Origin of the sequence: Roseburia sp. 1XD42-34 (assembly GCF_009917385.1) — a bacterium.
GTDB lineage: Bacteria > Bacillota > Bacilli > Bacillales > Amphibacillaceae > Virgibacillus.
In genome coordinates this window covers 24,956-43,006 of sequence record NZ_QWLJ01000026.1, presented here as the reverse complement: position 1 = coordinate 43,006, position 18,051 = coordinate 24,956, and the positions used below count along the sequence as shown (strand labels likewise).

At 37.4% G+C, this 18,051-nt stretch carries 18 protein-coding genes and 1 pseudogene; 1 reads left to right on the top strand and 18 read right to left on the bottom strand.

Annotated elements, in window-relative coordinates; all coding sequences use genetic code 11:
• Positions 1 to 10: 10 nt before the first annotated feature.
• The 12 genes from D1839_RS13465 to D1839_RS13410 form a co-directional block, all read right to left on the bottom strand.
• Positions 11 to 742: a demethylmenaquinone methyltransferase gene (locus D1839_RS13465; protein WP_120380487.1), complete on the bottom strand. Its 732-nt coding sequence runs from the start codon at positions 740 to 742 to the stop codon at positions 11 to 13.
• Positions 743 to 745: 3 nt separating this feature from the next.
• Positions 746 to 1,522 carry a heptaprenyl diphosphate synthase component 1 gene (locus tag D1839_RS13460; RefSeq protein ID WP_120380486.1) on the bottom strand — a complete coding sequence of 259 codons (777 nt, stop codon included), beginning with the start codon at positions 1,520 to 1,522 and terminating at the stop codon, positions 746 to 748.
• Between the two features lie 191 nt (positions 1,523 to 1,713).
• Positions 1,714 to 1,938, bottom strand: a complete 225-nt coding sequence (gene mtrB / locus D1839_RS13455) for a trp RNA-binding attenuation protein MtrB (RefSeq protein ID WP_120380485.1) — start codon at positions 1,936 to 1,938, stop codon at positions 1,714 to 1,716.
• Between the two features lie 453 nt (positions 1,939 to 2,391).
• Positions 2,392 to 2,664 carry an HU family DNA-binding protein gene (locus tag D1839_RS13450; RefSeq protein WP_120380484.1) on the bottom strand — a complete coding sequence of 91 codons (273 nt, stop codon included), beginning with the start codon at positions 2,662 to 2,664 and terminating at the stop codon, positions 2,392 to 2,394.
• 964 nt (positions 2,665 to 3,628) lie between these two features.
• On the bottom strand, positions 3,629 to 5,098 hold the full coding sequence (spoIVA, locus tag D1839_RS13445) for a stage IV sporulation protein A (protein ID WP_330585519.1): 1,470 nt from the start codon (positions 5,096 to 5,098) through the stop codon (positions 3,629 to 3,631).
• A gap of 703 nt (positions 5,099 to 5,801) precedes the next feature.
• A complete protein-coding gene (locus tag D1839_RS13440) occupies positions 5,802 to 6,533 on the bottom strand; it encodes a hypothetical protein (protein WP_120380482.1) in 732 nt (243 codons plus the stop codon).
• Between the two features lie 17 nt (positions 6,534 to 6,550).
• Entirely contained in the window at positions 6,551 to 6,748 is a 198-nt protein-coding gene (locus D1839_RS13435) for a DUF2768 domain-containing protein (RefSeq protein WP_120380481.1), read from the bottom strand.
• A gap of 231 nt (positions 6,749 to 6,979) precedes the next feature.
• On the bottom strand, positions 6,980 to 7,240 hold the full coding sequence (locus D1839_RS13430) for a stage VI sporulation protein F (protein WP_120380480.1): 261 nt from the start codon (positions 7,238 to 7,240) through the stop codon (positions 6,980 to 6,982).
• Positions 7,241 to 7,299: 59 nt separating this feature from the next.
• The gene (locus tag D1839_RS13425) at positions 7,300 to 8,337 is read right to left on the bottom strand and encodes an NAD(P)H-dependent glycerol-3-phosphate dehydrogenase (RefSeq protein WP_120380479.1); all 1,038 of its coding nucleotides are present in this window, start codon (positions 8,335 to 8,337) and stop codon (positions 7,300 to 7,302) included.
• Between the two features lie 12 nt (positions 8,338 to 8,349).
• Complete coding sequence (gene der / locus D1839_RS13420) at positions 8,350 to 9,660, bottom strand: ribosome biogenesis GTPase Der (protein WP_120380478.1); 1,311 nt, start codon at positions 9,658 to 9,660, stop codon at positions 8,350 to 8,352.
• Between the two features lie 525 nt (positions 9,661 to 10,185).
• Positions 10,186 to 10,371 carry a capping complex subunit for YIEGIA gene (locus tag D1839_RS13415; RefSeq protein WP_077299658.1) on the bottom strand — a complete coding sequence of 62 codons (186 nt, stop codon included), beginning with the start codon at positions 10,369 to 10,371 and terminating at the stop codon, positions 10,186 to 10,188.
• Entirely contained in the window at positions 10,371 to 11,264 is an 894-nt protein-coding gene (locus tag D1839_RS13410) for a YIEGIA family protein (protein ID WP_120380477.1), read from the bottom strand. The genes D1839_RS13415 and D1839_RS13410 overlap by 1 nt, the downstream gene beginning before the upstream one ends.
• Positions 11,265 to 11,771: 507 nt before the next feature.
• Between D1839_RS13410 and D1839_RS21345 the strand changes: the two are divergent.
• Positions 11,772 to 11,837: pseudogene (locus D1839_RS21345) on the top strand (zinc finger domain-containing protein); the annotation flags it as partial.
• A 108-nt stretch (positions 11,838 to 11,945) separates the two neighbouring features.
• On the opposite strand, the gene rpsA reads toward D1839_RS21345, so the two are convergent.
• The 6 genes from rpsA to sleB form a co-directional block, all read right to left on the bottom strand.
• Complete coding sequence (gene rpsA / locus D1839_RS13405; protein WP_120380476.1) at positions 11,946 to 13,082, bottom strand: 30S ribosomal protein S1; 1,137 nt, start codon at positions 13,080 to 13,082, stop codon at positions 11,946 to 11,948.
• A 161-nt stretch (positions 13,083 to 13,243) separates the two neighbouring features.
• On the bottom strand, positions 13,244 to 13,825 hold the full coding sequence (locus tag D1839_RS13400) for a lysophospholipid acyltransferase family protein (protein WP_120380475.1): 582 nt from the start codon (positions 13,823 to 13,825) through the stop codon (positions 13,244 to 13,246).
• A gap of 12 nt (positions 13,826 to 13,837) precedes the next feature.
• Positions 13,838 to 14,509 (bottom strand): (d)CMP kinase, encoded by a 672-nt coding sequence (gene cmk / locus D1839_RS13395; RefSeq protein ID WP_120380474.1) that lies wholly within the window; start codon positions 14,507 to 14,509, stop codon positions 13,838 to 13,840.
• 299 nt (positions 14,510 to 14,808) lie between these two features.
• A complete protein-coding gene (locus D1839_RS13390) occupies positions 14,809 to 15,477 on the bottom strand; it encodes a flagellar brake protein (RefSeq protein ID WP_120380473.1) in 669 nt (222 codons plus the stop codon).
• 76 nt (positions 15,478 to 15,553) lie between these two features.
• Entirely contained in the window at positions 15,554 to 16,897 is a 1,344-nt protein-coding gene (gene ypeB, locus D1839_RS13385; protein WP_120380472.1) for a germination protein YpeB, read from the bottom strand.
• Between the two features lie 15 nt (positions 16,898 to 16,912).
• A complete protein-coding gene (sleB, locus tag D1839_RS13380; protein ID WP_120380471.1) occupies positions 16,913 to 17,734 on the bottom strand; it encodes a spore cortex-lytic enzyme in 822 nt (273 codons plus the stop codon).
• Between the last annotated feature and the right edge of the window lie 317 nt (positions 17,735 to 18,051).

The window sequence follows — 18,051 nt, the reverse complement described above, 5'->3', positions numbered from 1 at the left end:
AATGTCACCTTTAATATTTACTTAATTCATTATTCGGTTCTTTTACGCCCATATGCATTGCTGCTACACCGCCAGTATAACTTTTCACTTGAACATTGGTAAACCCTGCCTCGATAAACATCTGCTTCAGTCGTTTTTTATCAGGAAAATCTTGGGCAGACTCATTTAACCATGCGTATTCCTGTTGACTTTTGGCGATTATTTTTCCGAGCAAAGGCATAATATATTGAAAGTAAAAATAGTATAATTGCCGATAAACAGGTATGGTAGGCTGCGATGTTTCCAGGCAAACCGCTTTCCCCCCAGGCTTTACGACACGATACATTTCTTTTAGTACGGTCATATAGTCTGCTACATTCCGTAAACCAAAGCCAATAGTTACATAGTCAAAGCTATTATCTGCAAAAGGAAGTTCCATTGCGTTTCCTTGCATAAAATGTACCTGCTCTATTTTTAGTTCTTGTTGTTTTTTTTTCGCAACGGAAAGCATATTTTCACTAAAATCTAGGCCGGTAACCTTTCCAGTATTTCCAGTTTGCTCTGCCATTACCAATGCCCAGTCTCCTGTTCCACAGCATACATCTAAAGCGTTTGTTCCAGGCTGTACATTCATTCGTTTCATAACGTCTTTTCTCCATGCTTTATGGCGTTGGAATGAAATAATAGAATTCATGGAATCGTATTTGGAATATATTTTTTCAAACACGTGATGGACACGTTCTTCTTTTGATGATTGTGCCATAGCTTAACCTTCTTCCCCCATACTAGATAAATATGTTTTTCTTACAGAAGCGAGCTCCGTTAATAAGTAATGTGAAAAACTGTGATAAATCGCCGGTAATTGACTTATTTCATTTTCCACCCGATACAATAATTCTGTAAGCTGTTTGATCAATGCATCCCCATTTGTAATACTTTCTATCCAAGGATTTAACTTTATTTCATTTGCTTTAATTTGGTCCATATCGTTCGTTAGCTTGATGATATATAACCATTTTTCTGCAATTCCCCCCAAGCTTGGGACACTAAAAAACGAGGCAATTTGAACGATTAAACGTGTATCGATAACATTCCGTACATGCATGTAGTGCTTTAAGGAATCTATCTCATTATAATAGAGTGTCATTTTATACTCGTTAATTTCTTTAATAGCTGATGCAAGCAACCGAATAAAATCAAAATCGTTTATTTCAGCTAACACTAAATAATAGAGTCCACTATAATAGTCACCAGCAAGTACATGTAACTGTTTTTGCAATTTGACATCCTCTTCCTCTTCTTCAGATGTCAAACTTGGAACTTTGTCATGTGTGTCCAAAGCCATTTGAACAAGCATTGTTGTTAAGATATATCTTTGCTTACGGGATTCAGGTAAGGAACAATGGTTGATTATTTCAATCAATAAACGCATCTTTCCTTCATCGATGTTGGGCTTGTCCATATATTTTTCCAAATAAGAGTGCTTTATTTTCGTTTCTATTTCTGTCTTTAGGTAATGTATGTCCATTGTTGACGTATTCAAGAAAAATCACCTGAACCCTTCATCCAATCTATTCGCTTTAGCTATTATAGCATAATTTATGGCTAATCAATAATCAAACAATCTGGATAAAAAGTAAAATGAAGCTTAGATCATTTCGAATAGCAGTGGATGAAACTACTAGTTCTCCCATATGTAGGTACTTGGAGTATAAAAACTTCCAAATGGATGGCTTACTTATTTTCAACTTCGCCGTGGCTCGTTTGAATGAAGGCTTTGCCTCGTACTTTAACGGCGGATGTATGTTCTGTAAACTGGGCAATCATAATTTCTCCTTGATCCAGTTTCTCCGAATGATGAAAACGGGTATCGTTTCCTCTCGTCAATCCAATTACTTGTACGCCATCTTCTAATGCTTTGATGACGAAAAAGTCAGATGAAACACTTGGTTTATCCATGATTAGTAGCATTCCTTTCGTATGTTCAAAATAGTTTTTTAATCAAAAATTATACTAGCTCTCGTTAAACAGGACCTAACATCTTGTTAGTTTTGTCATTTTTAACGCTGGTTCAAGATGCCGCTACATGTGCGTCATACTGTAGAAATGCCATCTACGGAACAAAGAGCGGAGCGCCCGGTTAACAACGTAGCAACTGGAACGAACCAACTTAAGTTTTAGGAATCATGCCACTAAAACAGGGGTATATCGACGTCTGGGAGGCAAGCCCGTTTTTAGTCGGTCCTCCTCTTAGCCACGAACCGATGAGGCCTTATTGGAGGGGGCATTTCTAAAGTCGCATGTTGCTGGACGATGGCTATTCGGTTATTTCGTTATCTACAAGCACCTCATTATCTTATTAAAAAAGGATACGCAAAACGCGTATCCTTTCTTAGGCCCTATGTAAAATAGTTATTTTACAATGTCTTTTAGGGCTTTACCTGGTTTAAATGCAGGAACTTTGCTTGCTGGGATTTCGATCTCTTCTCCTGTTTGAGGATTACGACCTTTACGAGCAGAACGCTCACGCACTTCAAAGTTACCGAATCCGATTAACTGTACTTTTTCACCTTTTTTAAGTGAATCCATGACAGATTCGAATACTGCATCAACTGCTTTCGTTGCATCTTTCTTAGAAAGTTCGCTTTTTTCAGCTACAGCATTAATTAAGTCTGTTTTATTCATGACATTCACCTCCTCCCATTTATCATCAATCGACATTGGAACAAATTAAAAAGAAGCTATCATCATTTGTTCACCATTTTGCCAGTTTTTATACTTCATGTCACATAATTCAACTGTGACATGGCTTATCTTAACCGAGTTTGCAACAAAATTCAACAGTTTCCCCCCAATTTTTTCTTATTTCTTTCAGTTTTCATGAATTTTTATAATAAAATTGGCAGATAATCCCATTTATCACAGAAACCTTGTTAGAATCATGTTTAGAGACAATACTCGGCTATATTAATAGGTATACGACACAACTAGTAAATATCCTGCCGTTTTCTATTAAATTTTTTTAAAAAGTATGTTCACCTCAGAACAGAGTAGCAATAAAAGGGGAATGTTGGAATATTTATACGATAAAGATGATCGATCACAAGCCCAAAACTACGTGTACGGTATATAAATGTTTATCGATGCAAATTTTGTCATTAGTCATCTATTCACTGCATAAATTAGGAGTAAAAAGAAACCATGACCGCCGTTTCCCTCCTTCTCTTTGAACAAAGGCGCAAGGCGCCCGGTTAGCAACGTAGCGACTGGAGCGAATCAACTAAAGTTAGGAATCATGCTCCTGCAACAGGAGTATGCCGACGTAGGGCGGCAAGCCCGTTTTTAGTCGGCCTTCCTCTTAACCACGAACCGATGATGACTTATCGTAGGGTGATTCGTGAAGTCGCCTAGTTGCTGGGTGCTTAAGCCAGACGTAGCTATTCCGTTATATCCGTATACTTTTGTATGAAAATACCCTTGGCTAAAGGCAATACGAAGCTAAGCCCTTCATCATTGATTTTTTTTGAGGGCTACTATTTATATCACTTTGTTTTTAAATCTACCTAAGCTGGTTGCTGATATGATGATGAAATTAAATGAGACCAGTAAACTATTTTTGGAAAAAATAAAAAGCAGCTACATACAGCTGCTATAGTATAATAGCTATTAAGCCACCAGATCCTTCGTTAATAATTCGTTCCAAGGTATCTTTTAGTTTGTAGCGCGCATTTTCTGGCATGAGGGCAATTTTTGCCTGTATGCCTTCCCTAACAATGGAACTTAGTGAACGCCCGAAAATATCTGATTCCCAAATCGATAGTGGATCTTCTTCAAAGTCTTGCATTAAATAGCGAACTAGCTCTTCGCTCTGTTTTTCCGTTCCGATAATTGGCGAAAACTCGGATTCAACTTCCACTTTGATCATGTGAATCGATGGAGCGACAGCTTTTAAACGAACCCCAAATCGAGACCCTTGGCGAATAATCTCAGGCTCATCCAAAATCATATCTTCCAAAGCGGGAGCAGCAATTCCATAACCAGTTTGCTTGACCATTTGCAATGCACCGGATACTTGATCATACTCTCTTTTAGCATGTGCAAAATCTTGCATAAGTTGTAGTAAATGGTCTTTGCCTCTAATCTCTTCGCCTACAATTTCTTTTAATACTTCGTCGTATAAGTGGTCTGGGGCTTGTAAATCAATTTCAGCTATCCCTTCACCCATTTCCATGTCTGCCAATCTCGCTTGGTCAATATGATCATAAGCTGAAAATTCTCCAACAATCTGGTCCACATCTCGTAAACGTTTAATGTTTTTCACCGTATCTTGTATAGCTTCCTGATACCCTCTTCTTAGCCAATGATCTTCGTTTAATACCATCACCCAGCTTGGCAAATTCACATTTACTTCTAACACCGGAAATTCGTACAATGCCTCCCGCAAAACGTTAGTAACATCGTGCTCTGTCATGGATTCAATGCTCATTGCCAACACTGGAATATCATATTTGTCAACTAACTCTTGTCGTAATAGTTCTGTTTCTTGGCTGGTTGGACGCTGTGAATTAAGAACCATAATAAATGGTTTTCCTACCTCTTTTAATTCCTCAACTACTCTCGCTTCAGCGTCCACATAATCATTTCTGGCAATTTCTCCAAACGAACCATCTGCAGTGACAATGACTCCAATCGTAGAGTGTTCTTGAATTACTTTTCTAGTTCCAATTTCAGCTGCATCATGAAAAGGGATCGGTTCCTCATACCACGGCGTATGAATCATTCTCGGACCATTTTCATCTTCAAACCCTTTTGCACCTTCAACTGCATATCCTACACAATCCACGAGACGAATATTTACATCTAGCCCTTCATCCACATGAACTGAAACTGCTTGATTAGGTACAAATTTTGGTTCTGTAGTCATAATTGTTTTGCCAGCAGCACTTTGTGGTAATTCATCATGTGCTCGTGATCGTTCACTTTCGTCGTCCATATTCGGTAATACAACTTGCTCCATAAATTTTTTAATAAACGTTGATTTTCCTGTACGAACCGCTCCGACGATACCTAAGTAAATATCTCCATTTGTCCGTTTTGAAATATCATTAAAAATATCCACTCTTTCCAAAAGATCCCCTCCCGATCTCCATTACTTTTTTACGCACAAACTATGAATAATTGACATTACAAGTCTATGATGTTGTCCTATCAAAATATGCCTGAATATGTGTAAAAGTTAAATAAAACTGGGCAGCGCTAAGTCCCTAAATCATGTAAGTGCCTAGCTGCCTTATATAATTCTATTCTTCATAGCTTTTCTCTCCAGCTAAAACAACCTTATATAGCGAATTAGTATTAATGTTTGATTTGGAGTGCTTGCAAAATTAGTTTACGCTATGTTGAATAAAGTCCTTTAATCAGTTGGGTGTCTTCATTTATCCCCCACTTATGGTTAGATAAGCATTTATTACCTTCAATCATCACGCAGCATGGAAAGAGGCCCTTATGAAGGTGTAAGCTCCCGTTTAGCAACGTAGCAACTGGAACGAAGCAACTAAAGTTTTAGGAACCATGCCACTAAAACAAGGGGTATGCTGACGCCTGAGCGGCAAGCCCGTATTTAGTCGGCCTTCCTCTTATCTACAACCGATGGTAACTTATCGTAGAGCGATTCGTGAAATTGCCTAGTTGCTGGGCGCTTGCACCGGACGTGGCTATTCTGTTATTCCCTTATCCCAAAGCAATAAATTTTTATACTTTCTTATGTTGTCAAAAAAACCCTTGAAACAATATATTGTTTCAAGGGTTCAAATATGATACTTTTATTTATTTTCTTGTAAAAACACTGGTTCACCTTTCTCAATTGTATAGGGAAGGGAATAGACTGGTACAAACGGTGTGTTATCAGCCAACACATATCGAATATCGTCACCTGGCCCATAATTGTGGTCTTCTTCCTGTAGCGCTTGGTTTAAGTCGATTCGATAGTCTACATAGAGTTTCCCATCCGTATCCATGACAATAGGCAAATTTTCCTTGGAATATGGACTAACTACAGTTGGTGCAGCATCTAACCCAAGTTTCTCATAATCAATTGTATAAATTCCATCCACTATTTCTTCTTTAAATGGTGGGTAAAGATGTTCATCACGATAGATGTCTAATTTTACGTTTACACTACGGATTGCCTCAGAAATACGTAAATCAATTAGTTTTACACGCGGGTTGTCTTCAGGCGTAATTAATGTATATTGGTAAACGCCTCCATTTTCATATGCGTTACCAGGTATCTCTGTTAACAAATTCGCCTCTTTTAATTTGGAAAAATCAAGTAAATATTTCTGGAAAATTGGTGTGTCGTTATCTTTTGTACGAATCGGCACAAGCCCGCCATTTTGCTCCCGATATTGTTCCACTGCAGATTGAACTGCCTCCAATTGGTCTTGATTAGGAACTTGGTTTTTGGATAATTGCTCATCTGGGTATAAACAACCACTTAACAGGATCGTAATCAGAATAACTATTGTGATTTTTCCATATGTCTTATACGTCATTATAGTACCCCCTTGTCCTAACCTGTTGGACCACTAAATACAATATAAAGAATGATAAGACTCCCCAAAATTAAAGCTATGTATGCGAAGAATGAAATAATTCCAGCTAACCAGCCAGTCAATTTATATCTTGCCAGGAAAATAAGACCGATTGCAACGAGTAAAAAAGCCATACCGGCAAATGATATATACATGTTCAGCATAGATTGTGACATGATTTCTCCACCCCTAAAATCAATTCTTTATTGCACCACGTATTATAACATAAACAGCGTAGTTACGTGGAAAAAGACTACCTGTAAAACATTAAAAATCCGAGATGAAGGGGGCTGTCTCCATCCCGGCATGACTAAATAATTATCCACTGCAACTCTATCTATGAATGCTTGTGCGATTTATTATATGCGAGAATATGGAAGATTGCATCCTCACTTGCCCAAGTACGTTTATTTTTTAAACATCTTACTTAACGAATTCATATCCATGGGCATATCATTTTTGACAATTGACTGAACAATTTTATCTTCTTTTTCCTTGGAGATGGGTTTATTTGCTAGTTTGCTCAAGTGACGAACCAGCTTACGTACAGTTTTCTCATCGGAAAAATCGGCATGCTTCACAGAATCTGCCACTTTAAATACATCATCTGGATTAATATTTGCCTTTTGTTGAATTTTGTCAAAAAGGCCTTTTTGAAAATTATTCACGTATTCGCCTCCCTGCTAAGTGAACTCAAACACAGTATATGCAAGAAGACGACTTCGTGTTATTGCGAATACCTTTCCATCAACAATTGAGCAAGGTCATCCATTTCTTCCCGTTTGGTACGGTTCATTAATTGACCAACAACGTTCTTTGGTTGTTTTCCTTCAAATAATACTTGATAAATTCCTTCTGTTATCGGCATTTCTACCTGCTGTTCTTTCGCAAATTGATAAGCTGCTTTAACGGTCCTTACTCCTTCCACAACCATCCCCATCTGTTCAAGGACATCATCTAATTTGTTTCCTTTTCCTAACAAATTTCCGGCTCGCCAATTTCTGCTGTGCACACTTGTACATGTAACAATTAAATCGCCAACACCAGGTAAGCCTAGAAAACTTAATGGATTGGCTCCTAATGATGTCCCTAATCTGGCTATTTCTGCAAGCCCTCTTGTCATTAAAGCTGCCTTAGCATTATCCCCGTATCCTAAACCATCTGAGATTCCAGCACCTAAAGCAATAATATTCTTCAGAGCACCACCAAGCTCAATCCCTAACACATCCGAGCTCGTATAAACGCGAAATGACTCATTAATAAACAAATCTTGTGTTAATTTCGCACGATCTTGATCAACAGACGAGACCGTAACAGTTGTAGGCTGTCGTAAGGCCACTTCTTCAGCATGACTAGGACCAGAAAGAACAACAATCTCTTCTTCCTTAAAATCGGTTAATTCTTCCCCGATCATTTGTGAAACACGTTTTAATGTAACAGGTTCAATCCCTTTCGAAGCATGAATGATGGTCATCTCAGGGGAAATAAGAGGATCTAATTGCTTAGCTACCTCACGGATAGCTTTAGTTGGTACAACGAATACAACGGCAGTAACATCTGCTATCGCCTGTTTTAGATCGGAATAAGCTGTGATAGTTTCTGGTATAACTGCATCTAAATATTGATCATTTTTTCTCGTTTGATTTATTTTTTTTGCTTGTTCCGCACGATGTGTCCATAACCGCACCTCATGCTGATTATCAGCAAGTACAATGCTCAAGGCTGTGCCCCAGCTCCCTGCCCCTAATACTGCTACCTTCGCCATATTATCTCCTCCTTATTGCCTCTTTCTTGCAACTATTTTTATTGGGGTACCTACAAACCCAAACGCTTCCCTGATTTTATTTTCTAGAAACCGCGCATAAGAAAAATGCACCAATTCTGGTTCATTTACAAAGATAACAAAGCGTGGTGGCTTTACACTCACCTGTGTGGCGTATAAAACCTTCAACCGTTTTCCCTTTATAGTTGGCGTAGGATTCAGCGCAATGGCATCCATAACCACATCATTTAATACATTTGTTGGCACCCGCTTTGCGTGATTTTCACTTGCCAATTGTATGGAAGGAAGTAATGTATGCAACCGTTTCTTTGTTTTTGCAGATAAAAAGACGAGTGGGGCGTAATCCAAGTATTGAAAATGAGCCCGTACTTCCGCTTCAAATTCTTTCATTGCTTTTTCAGTTCTAGTAATCGTATCCCATTTATTAACGACCATAACCACTGCTCTTCCAGCTTCATGAGCATAACCAGCAATTCGTTTATCCTGTTCTCGTATCCCAGTTTCTGCGTCTAATAAAACTAAGACAACATCGGAGCGCTCAATTGCTTTTAAAGCGCGTAATACACTATATTTTTCAGTGGACTCATATACTTTCCCGCGCTTTCGCATCCCTGCCGTATCAATAATGACATAATCTTGGTTATCCTTATGAAGCTTTGTATCAACAGCATCGCGGGTTGTTCCTTCTATATCACTTACGATAACCCGTTCTTCATTAAGCAATGCATTCACTAATGATGACTTTCCGACATTTGGTCGTCCAATTAAACTAAAGTAGATCGTATCATCATCCTTCTCGTCCATTTCCAACTTAGGGAAATGACGGACAACTTCATCTAATAAATCTCCTAAGCCTAGCCCGTGAGATCCTGATATTGGGTATGGTTCGCCAAATCCAAGAGCGTAGTATTCATAAATGCTTTCGCGCATTTCCGGGTTGTCCATTTTATTAACACCTAATACGACAGGTTTGTTGGATTTATATAACAGCTTAGCTACCTCGTCATCAGCAGCAGTAATCCCTTCACGTCCATTAACTAAAAAGATAATGACATCGGCTTCATCAATGGCTATTTCAGCCTGCTGGCGCATTTTTACTAATAGTGGTTCGTCTCCTACTTCAATTCCACCTGTATCAATGAGATTAAAAGTCGTATTTAACCATTCTGCCTCAGCGTAGATTCGGTCCCGCGTAACACCAGGGATATCTTCTACTATGGATATACGTTCTCCAACTAATCTATTAAAAATAGTTGATTTCCCAACATTTGGTCTTCCTACAATTGCTACTGTTGCTTTCCTCATGAAAGGAACATCCTTTCTTTACGTCTTATTTTAACGTGTTTTGTTTGTATCCAATGAGTTATTTGTTAAGCAGATCCTCGATTCGTAATATAACGAATATAATAAAACAGCTATTATCCATTCTCTTGGAGTAAATCCAATTATTTAGCTTATTTACTTTTACAAACCCATTGTATTTTATTACTAACCAGCTTGAACAACCTCTATCATAGCAAAAGTAAGGCGGACGCACAATTATAAAGTGAAACTGCATTTAGTATGATTTTCCTACTAGGAGGAGAACAAAGATTAAAAGCTTAAGTTCTGTTGAAGAAGACGTTTTCAATGTTGCTTTTGAAATTTTTCTTGTCCTTGTAAAAAATGAACGTTTTTCTACCTATCATGTCATGTCTCCTACAACCGATATCTTGTGATCCAAGAGAATTGGGAATTTGGATGTCAATATCTCCTACTTCGACTTCTTTGTTGCTTTTTCACCTCTTAAGTTGAAGTTTCATGGCATCTTATATGGGAGATAAATGGGATTTAATGTTTTACAATGATAAATAGTTCTTCGCTTAATTCATGGGCTATTCCATCCGTAATGGCTTCTAAATTAGCTGAGATATCTTCTGCCTCTTTTCGGGTTTCACAAACAAAAATAGGTGCGCCTCCTTCAACGATAGAACGATTTGTCGTAATAACTGCTAAAATAGCCTTTTCTATTTTCATTATTCATCTCCCCTCCATCTAAAAAAAGACGATTCAGACGGCATACGTATAGCGCTTTCCAGCACTGGAACAGCTCCGATTACCTTTTTTGCTTTGTTCACATTGCGAATTTGAGGAAGAATGAATATCCCAATCCGACCATCATCTAAATCTCGTTTAATTAACGGAGTTAGCGCTGGTGTTCCAGAATCTCTGAATACTCCTAAGGTTACCGATACATCGTGCAAAATCGCTTGACGCTGGCCTAAATTAGCAATCGTCGTAATCGTATTGATATTTTTGGGTGTCAATACAAAACCCAATCCATATTTTAATATTTCATCCTGTCTTTCTGGTAAACCGATATTCATGATATAAATATTGTCAACATATAGTCCAGCACCTTTAAAATGGAGTGGGCAATGCTCAATTTGCACAATATTTTTGATTCTTTTACCACTCATTAAAACCATCGAAATACCTAAACAGCCAATAGCAGCAATTAATGCAATATATACATCAAATACAATAAAAGTTAGTGTTGAGATAAATGAAGTGAAAATAACTAAGTAATTTCGGCTTTCAAATGAAATAGCAATTCCCTCAATATATGTTTTTCCACGAGGTACTAATTCAAAACTATCGACTTCCGTAAGTGTATTTCTTTCCATGTTTCGTACTTCTCTAAATTGAGTTGCTGCAACTGTTAAAAATGTAACAGCTGTAAATTCCAATTCCATAATAGCTGGGATAGCAACAGAACCCAGTGAGGCTGCAATAAAACCTAAAGATACATGGATTACTTTTCCATGTAAATAAGTAGGGTATTGTCTATAATCCGTTCTTAACATTAGAATTCTTCCTAAAGTTCCAATGATGACTCCAAATAAAATTGGCATCGTATACTCATTCATTTAATTCCCTCCATGATTACTGGACTTTAGAGGTTCTGTAAAAGACCTGCCATATATAAAGTGTAGCTTTCTAATGTTTATATCTAATTATTTCTACATCCATAGTACTTTAACAAATCGCGAAATTTAAGCGGGTGAAGATGTTGTTATAAGGTGAACCTTAATCACATTCCCACCGATTGTTATCATGAGGTTATGAGCTAAAGACCCTTGAACGAACCAAACGTTTATGTTCCGTTATCCCCACTGGAGCCTGTTTTAATTACCTACAACTTTGGAACATACAGGATAAACTGGGGAAGTGAAGTGCGAACACAATTATCATGTGACAATTTTAGTATGTCTCAAATTTAATCTTTTACTATAAGTTATAACAAATGGAAACAAGCAGAAGCGTGGATAAATGAACGAGCTAAAAGACTTATAAGAAAAGTAAATCCAACATGCAAGAGATTTCCTCTCAGCGATCGAACCGATGAGACCTTAACGTAGAGCGATTTCGCATTTCTAAAGTGCCATCGTTGCTGGGCTCATGCGCAGGACGTGGGCTTTCGGTTATTTTGTTATCCCTAAGCACTCATTCTTTGCTTTCTTATCTTCACACACAAAAAAAGGCGTCTTTCCAAAGGAAAAACGCCTTATCCCTACACATAAAATGAAGGAATTATATGTGTGAAAACATTATTGTTTATATTTATCTAATTTGTCACCGATAAAATCGCTAATATGAAAGCCTGATTGATCATCGTCTTTTTCATAGTGTTTATATTCATTTGTTTCCTTCTCTTGCTCTAATTCTTTAATACTTAAAGAGATACGTTCTTCTTTTTCATTGACATCAAGCACTTTAACTTTTACCTGCTGCCCTGCTTCAAGTACTTCCTGAGGTGTTCCAATATGACGGGTAGCAATTTGAGATATATGAACTAATCCTTCAACACCTGGTTCAATTTCCACAAATGCACCAAAGTTAACGAGCCGTTTTACCGTTCCATCTAGTACATCTCCTCGAGAAATACGCTTCTCAATACCTGACCATGGACCAGGCAACGCATTCTTTCTTGATAGAGAAATTCGCTCACTATCTGGGTCAACAGATAAAACTTCTACTTCTATACTATCTCCTTCTTTTACTACATCAGAAGGATGCTTTACATGCTCATGTGCCAATTGTGAGATGTGTACTAAACCATCCACACCACCGATATCAACAAATACACCGAAATCAGTTATTCGTTGAACTGTACCTTGGATAACTTGACCTACTTCGAGTGACTGCAACAGGGATTGTTTCTTTTCTTGTAACGCTTCTTCTTCTACAGCTCGGTGAGATAAAATGACCCTGTTCTGATCTCGTACTAGATCAACTACTTTAACGGTTAGTGTTTTACCCTTGTAATCACTGAAATCCTCTACATAATATGTCTCCACTAAGGAAGCAGGAATAAAACCGCGTAATCCTACATCAACAACTAACCCACCATTAACGACCTCTTTTACTTCTGTCTCAAATACTTCATCATTTTCAAACTTTTGCTGCAGATCTTCCCAAGCTTGCTCTGCATCTACGGCCTTTTTGGAGAGGATAATATCATCATCTTCCATTTTTTTCACCTTTAATGTTAAAGTGTCTCCTTCACTTACAACATCACCGGCAGTATCAATATGAAGATTGGAAAGTTCACCTATTGGTAAAATTCCTTCCGTTTTGTATCCGAAATCAACCAGCACCTGCTTTTCTTCCACCTTTACTGCTGTTCCGGTTACAGTATCTCCTACAGTTACATTGATTTGTTCGTTGTTTGCTTCTTCATTCATATCCATAGCCCTCCTAAAATCATATCGAAATCCCAAATAACTTTATGTAATAAGCTACTTAAGCTTTCTACTAACTTAAAAACGATAGAAATGATTGCAATAAAAAATAATCCTTTTTTATAACTTCTAACAATTATAATTATTTGTCAAGTAATGTAGTTTTATTTATGGAGATCCAATAATTTTTGAATCTCTTCCATAATGATATCAGCTGTATCTTGTGCAGAAGTTTTGGATTCCCTTATCGTCTCCATGGGGATCGGTTCACCATACACCACTTTTAACCGTCTAAACGGTTTATAAGAACCGATAATTGCGCAAGGTACAATAGCAGCGGCTGAACGCAATGCAAAAAAACCAGCTCCAGCAAGCGGCTTTCGTAACTCTCCTGTCTTGCTTCTTGTCCCTTCTGGAAAAAGCCCTAATGTGTGTCCTGCTTCTAAAACTTGCAGACCTTTTCTTAAGGCATTTCGATCCCGCATCCCTCGTTTAACTGGAAAAGCTTGAATACTAGTTAGTAATTTCCCCAACAAAGGATGTTCAAACAACTCACCCTTCGCCATAAAATAAATATTCCTCGGAGATGTAATCCCAACAACGGGCGGATCAAAATTAGAAATATGATTAGAACATATAATAACAGGTCCTGATTCAGGAACATTTTCCTTGCCGATTACGTGAATCCGAAACAGCGGATAAAAAATAATAGAAACAACCCATTTTGCTATACGATATAAATTCATATTGCTCTCCTCTTACTGATGGTTATTCACTACTTGAAGAATTTTATCAGCTACTTCCTGAATAGATAAGGACGTTGTATCAATTTCAATCGCATCTTTTGCCTTTAATAAGGGGGATGCCTCCCGCTTTGAATCAATTTCATCACGCTGTTCTATCTCTATTTTTAAATCTTCTAGGTTAGCATGAATTCCTTTTCTTATATTTTCTTCATACCTTCTTTTTGCTCTCTCTTCTACAGAAGCAATTAAAAATATTTTTACATCTGCTTCTGGAAGCACGTGCGTTCCTATATCTCGCCCGTCCATTACTACTCCACGATGTTTTGCCAACAATTGCTGACGCCTTACCATTTCTTTTCTGATTTTTGGATGTTGTGCAACATAAGAAACATGATTGGTTACTTCATTAGATCGGATGACATCTGTAACGTCTTGTCCATCAACAAAAACGAGCTGGCCACGATCACTTTGTTCCAACTTTATATTTGTATCTTGTAATAATGTAACTAGCTCTCCCTCCTCATTTACATTAACAGAATTTTTTAGCGCTTTCCAAGTAAGTGCTCGATACATTGCTCCAGTATCAATATAAATACAGGATAGCCTTTTTGCTACTATTTTAGCTACGGTACTTTTTCCTGCAGCTGCAGGACCATCAATGGCAATCGTGATTGACTTCTTCATGAATGGTATCCATTCCTCTCTATACGTTTCATCCTGAAAAAACTTGGCAATGCCAAGTATATGTAAAATTATCATATAAGGGATGTTCAAAAAACAAATAAAAAATAGAACGAACGAATGTACACATTGGCTTAGTTATAATCACACGTAATTACTTTAAAAGTTATGAATGCTCTGGTCATAAAAAAATGCCTATGGTTTTCGCCACGATCATATTTATATCACATTTTTGAACAGGCTCTATTAAATAATAACATATTCATTTCCTAATGGTCTATCCCCATCCTTTATCACGCTTGTTAACGATGAAATAGTTGTTTTCTTCTTGCCTCTCGCTGCTTTTCAAAGCAGAAACGTATGATCCACTGCTCTGTTTTAACATCCAATGCTAAAAATTGGAAAGAAGCGATTAAAATACCATTATTCCGCTTTTGTTCATGAACAAGCTTTGCTCGTACATGCGGGTACACAAATTGTCCATTTGCCATTGCTAAAACCATCCATAGATGAGCTAATTCTCCTTTTAATAGTTGGTTTTTAGGAACAATAATGGACAGCCCTCCTCCGCTAATATCGTTAGTTACCGTAGTAAAGGGTGGAAACAGGTTTTGTTCAGAATGGACAGCAACATCAACAACTGTTTCCACGCGGGCAAAATTTCTTCGTTGTATTCGGCGTATATCACTCCCTGGTGGTTGGATAGCTAATGCAGGAATTTTCCCTTTTACTTTAGCTACTAGTTTAGAACGGAATTGGTAAATTACTTCATCTGGGCCTATAAACGTAACATCAAATATCGTTCCCTTTGCAAAAAAAGCTGTTTTCTTTGACTTTATGTCTACCGGAAAATCAATATATAGATTCTGCTCATTTTTATCTACTACTTTGCATCGGTATTTTTTGGCAGTATGATTACGACCCTTTCCCGATTTTACGACCTCTAATTGAAGAACCGTTCCTATTTTCATTTTCAACACCTCCTGCAATTAATAGTCCTTTATACCTATTATTACAGAAAAGCAAAAAAAGAGGAAGACATAACTGTCAACCTCTAGCATAATTAACTTCTGATCCACTTAATTTTTCTACTCGTTCTTCGCGCCCATCATTCGCATTAATAAAGATACGATATGTTTCATTTCCCATAGTTCCCAGAAATTCATACGTCAGCACTTCTTCTCCAAGGTCATTATCAATCACAGCTAAATATTTTTCTTGAATATCTACGTTAGGATTAACCATTTCTTTTGCTTCATTTTCGCTTATTTCCGGTTCAGCCAATTTTCTATCATTGTTATGATTCATAAAATAGTCAATAGCGGTTAAACCAAGAATTTCTCCATTGTCCAACGCTACTTTGACTTCAAGCGCATCTGAATAATAACGGACACCATCTTTACTGTATAAAAAGGAAAAAGCCCCGATATTATCATATTGTGCACTTTGAAATACCTCCATATCTTCAAATTGATTTTTTTTCAAGTAATCCTCTGCTTTTTTCATTCCTTCATTTAAGCTGATTTTTTTTTGCTTTACTGGTCTGTTAATCAATAAGGTTAATGGGTGGCCACCGGTTTGTGATAAATCCAAATAACCACTTTCCTTACCGTTTCGGTAGGATATACTGTATAAAGGAACTTCTGCCCCTTTTCCACTTTCCGTAATATTTAATTTATCTATATTGTTTACACGTAAGAGTTTTGTCGCTTTGGCAAGTGCTTTTTTTGAAGACATTGGTTCTCCTGTTAAGAATTTAAATTCATGGTCTCTTACGGTTTTATTGGACGTTGAAGCATCACCGTTACCTTCAGCAAAACCTTCCACTTTCTTCTCCACTGTTTTAAAACCATCAATAATCGTATTATCCATCTGCTCATCTTCATTGGCTAAAGCAAGTTGCACATCCATCCAACGTAAATTGTTTTCAAGTGCTGTATGTTGTACTTTTCTTAGTTCATCTTTGATTTCACCCGATTGTTTGTATAATTGTTCTAATGATCTTGCTTCTTTATCCGATAAAGGTTCTTTTTCTAAATCTCGAACTGCGGTACGGTAGGTAAAATCACCGATATTAGCAAGAAATTCTTCTGTTTTATTAAACGGTAATAATCCTAAAGGTAATTGACCGACATCAGATAATGCTTCTGAAGTAATACGCCAAATTTCAACTAGCTGTGGAGATAACCGTTGCTTCGAATTCATAGCAAGTGCCGAACCAATTTTGTCATTTAACACATCAACCCGATAGGTCAATTCATGAAATGCTCGCTGATACGTGTTTTCAGCTTGGATGAGAACCGCATTTTTTTCCTGATGTTCCTGGTATCCCCAAAATCCTGTTCCTACTATTCCTATAGTAAGAACAGCTATTAGTATCCAGCGAATCATATGCTTCACACCTTTCTATTTTGCAAAAATATGTTTTCCGATTTTTTTTATTTGTGGTCTTGTCCAAATCCACCCTGAAGTAGCTGTATCGGGATTGAAATAGTATATTGCGCTTCCCGATGGATCCCAACCATTAATAGCATCTAATACAGCTTCTTTTGCTGTCTCATTTGGAGTCAGCCAAATTTGTCCATCTGCAACCGCGGTAAATGCTCGGGGTTCAAAAATAACGCCTGAGACAGTATTCGGGAATGTAGCGCTTTCTACACGATTTAGGATCACAGCTGCAACGGCAACCTGCCCCACATATGGTTCTCCTCTTGCTTCCCCATAAACAGCATTTGCCATTAACTGTATATCATTTTGGGAATACCCTTGTGGAACATTGACAGCAACATTACTTCCTTGATCCCCCTGGTTTTGATTATTTCCCCCTTGCCCAGTCGGTTGTTTATTTCTTTGCTCACCCCCATAATGAGTGAATTTTTTCCCTTGATTGATTTGTTGTTTTACGTATGCTTCATCGTATTTACTAGCCTTAGCAAGCTTTTGCTTTGTTGTTGCTCCAGCTAATCCATCTATTTCCAAACCAAACTCATATTGAAAATTTCGTAATGCCCAATATGTCCCCCAACCAAATACACCGTCTATTTTCCCATTATAAAAACCCAAATATTGTAATCTTGCTTGTAATTCTATAACATCCTCACCGACCGCACCATGTTGAATCACTTGTGAGCTAAATGCATGTGATGTTTTTTCTGGTTGCATAAAGTACATCCCGAGAAATAAAAAACTTATGAGGCACAATGTAATCGGTAGTTTTTTATTCGTCATACAACTTCCTCCTGCTCTTCAAGGTTTTGTTAGGTTAGTTTTTGTTATAAAGTTATTTTTATTCATGTACTACTTTATCAAAAAGTGAATACAAATTATGTAGTCAGTATACTTACAAGCTGATAGATAATCGGTCTATGGAGGCGGTAGATTTTAAATGCGAACATCTTTAAACAAGTGTAATAAAAAGTGAGCATTCTGTTTTGATAAATTATATTGGAAAACATGGATAAGTAAAGATCTTTCAAATCAATAAGAAAGGAGAGGAAAACATGGGGATTAAAAAACGAACAATAAATCGCCAACGGTGTAAACGC

Excerpts from the sequence above, each read along its gene's own strand:
- cmk (WP_120380474.1), bottom strand. The coding sequence starts at position 14,509 with ATGAAGAAGTCAATCACGATTGCCATTGATGGTCCTGCAGCTGCAGGA.
- D1839_RS13465 (WP_120380487.1), bottom strand. The coding sequence starts at position 742 with ATGGCACAATCATCAAAAGAAGAACGTGTCCATCACGTGTTTGAAAAA.
- der (WP_120380478.1), bottom strand. The coding sequence starts at position 9,660 with ATGAGGAAAGCAACAGTAGCAATTGTAGGAAGACCAAATGTTGGGAAA.
- mtrB (WP_120380485.1), bottom strand. The coding sequence starts at position 1,938 with ATGGATAAACCAAGTGTTTCATCTGACTTTTTCGTCATCAAAGCATTA.
- sleB (WP_120380471.1), bottom strand. The coding sequence starts at position 17,734 with ATGACGAATAAAAAACTACCGATTACATTGTGCCTCATAAGTTTTTTA.
- D1839_RS13390 (WP_120380473.1), bottom strand. The coding sequence starts at position 15,477 with ATGAAAATAGGAACGGTTCTTCAATTAGAGGTCGTAAAATCGGGAAAG.
- D1839_RS13435 (WP_120380481.1), bottom strand. The coding sequence starts at position 6,748 with ATGTCACAATCTATGCTGAACATGTATATATCATTTGCCGGTATGGCT.
- D1839_RS13425 (WP_120380479.1), bottom strand. The coding sequence starts at position 8,337 with ATGGCGAAGGTAGCAGTATTAGGGGCAGGGAGCTGGGGCACAGCCTTG.
- D1839_RS13400 (WP_120380475.1), bottom strand. The coding sequence starts at position 13,825 with ATGAATTTATATCGTATAGCAAAATGGGTTGTTTCTATTATTTTTTAT.
- ypeB (WP_120380472.1), bottom strand. The coding sequence starts at position 16,897 with ATGATTCGCTGGATACTAATAGCTGTTCTTACTATAGGAATAGTAGGA.
- D1839_RS13440 (WP_120380482.1), bottom strand. The coding sequence starts at position 6,533 with ATGACGTATAAGACATATGGAAAAATCACAATAGTTATTCTGATTACG.
- D1839_RS13410 (WP_120380477.1), bottom strand. The coding sequence starts at position 11,264 with ATGAATGAGTATACGATGCCAATTTTATTTGGAGTCATCATTGGAACT.
- rpsA (WP_120380476.1), bottom strand. The coding sequence starts at position 13,082 with ATGAATGAAGAAGCAAACAACGAACAAATCAATGTAACTGTAGGAGAT.
- D1839_RS13450 (WP_120380484.1), bottom strand. The coding sequence starts at position 2,664 with ATGAATAAAACAGACTTAATTAATGCTGTAGCTGAAAAAAGCGAACTT.
- D1839_RS13415 (WP_077299658.1), bottom strand. The coding sequence starts at position 10,371 with ATGAAAATAGAAAAGGCTATTTTAGCAGTTATTACGACAAATCGTTCT.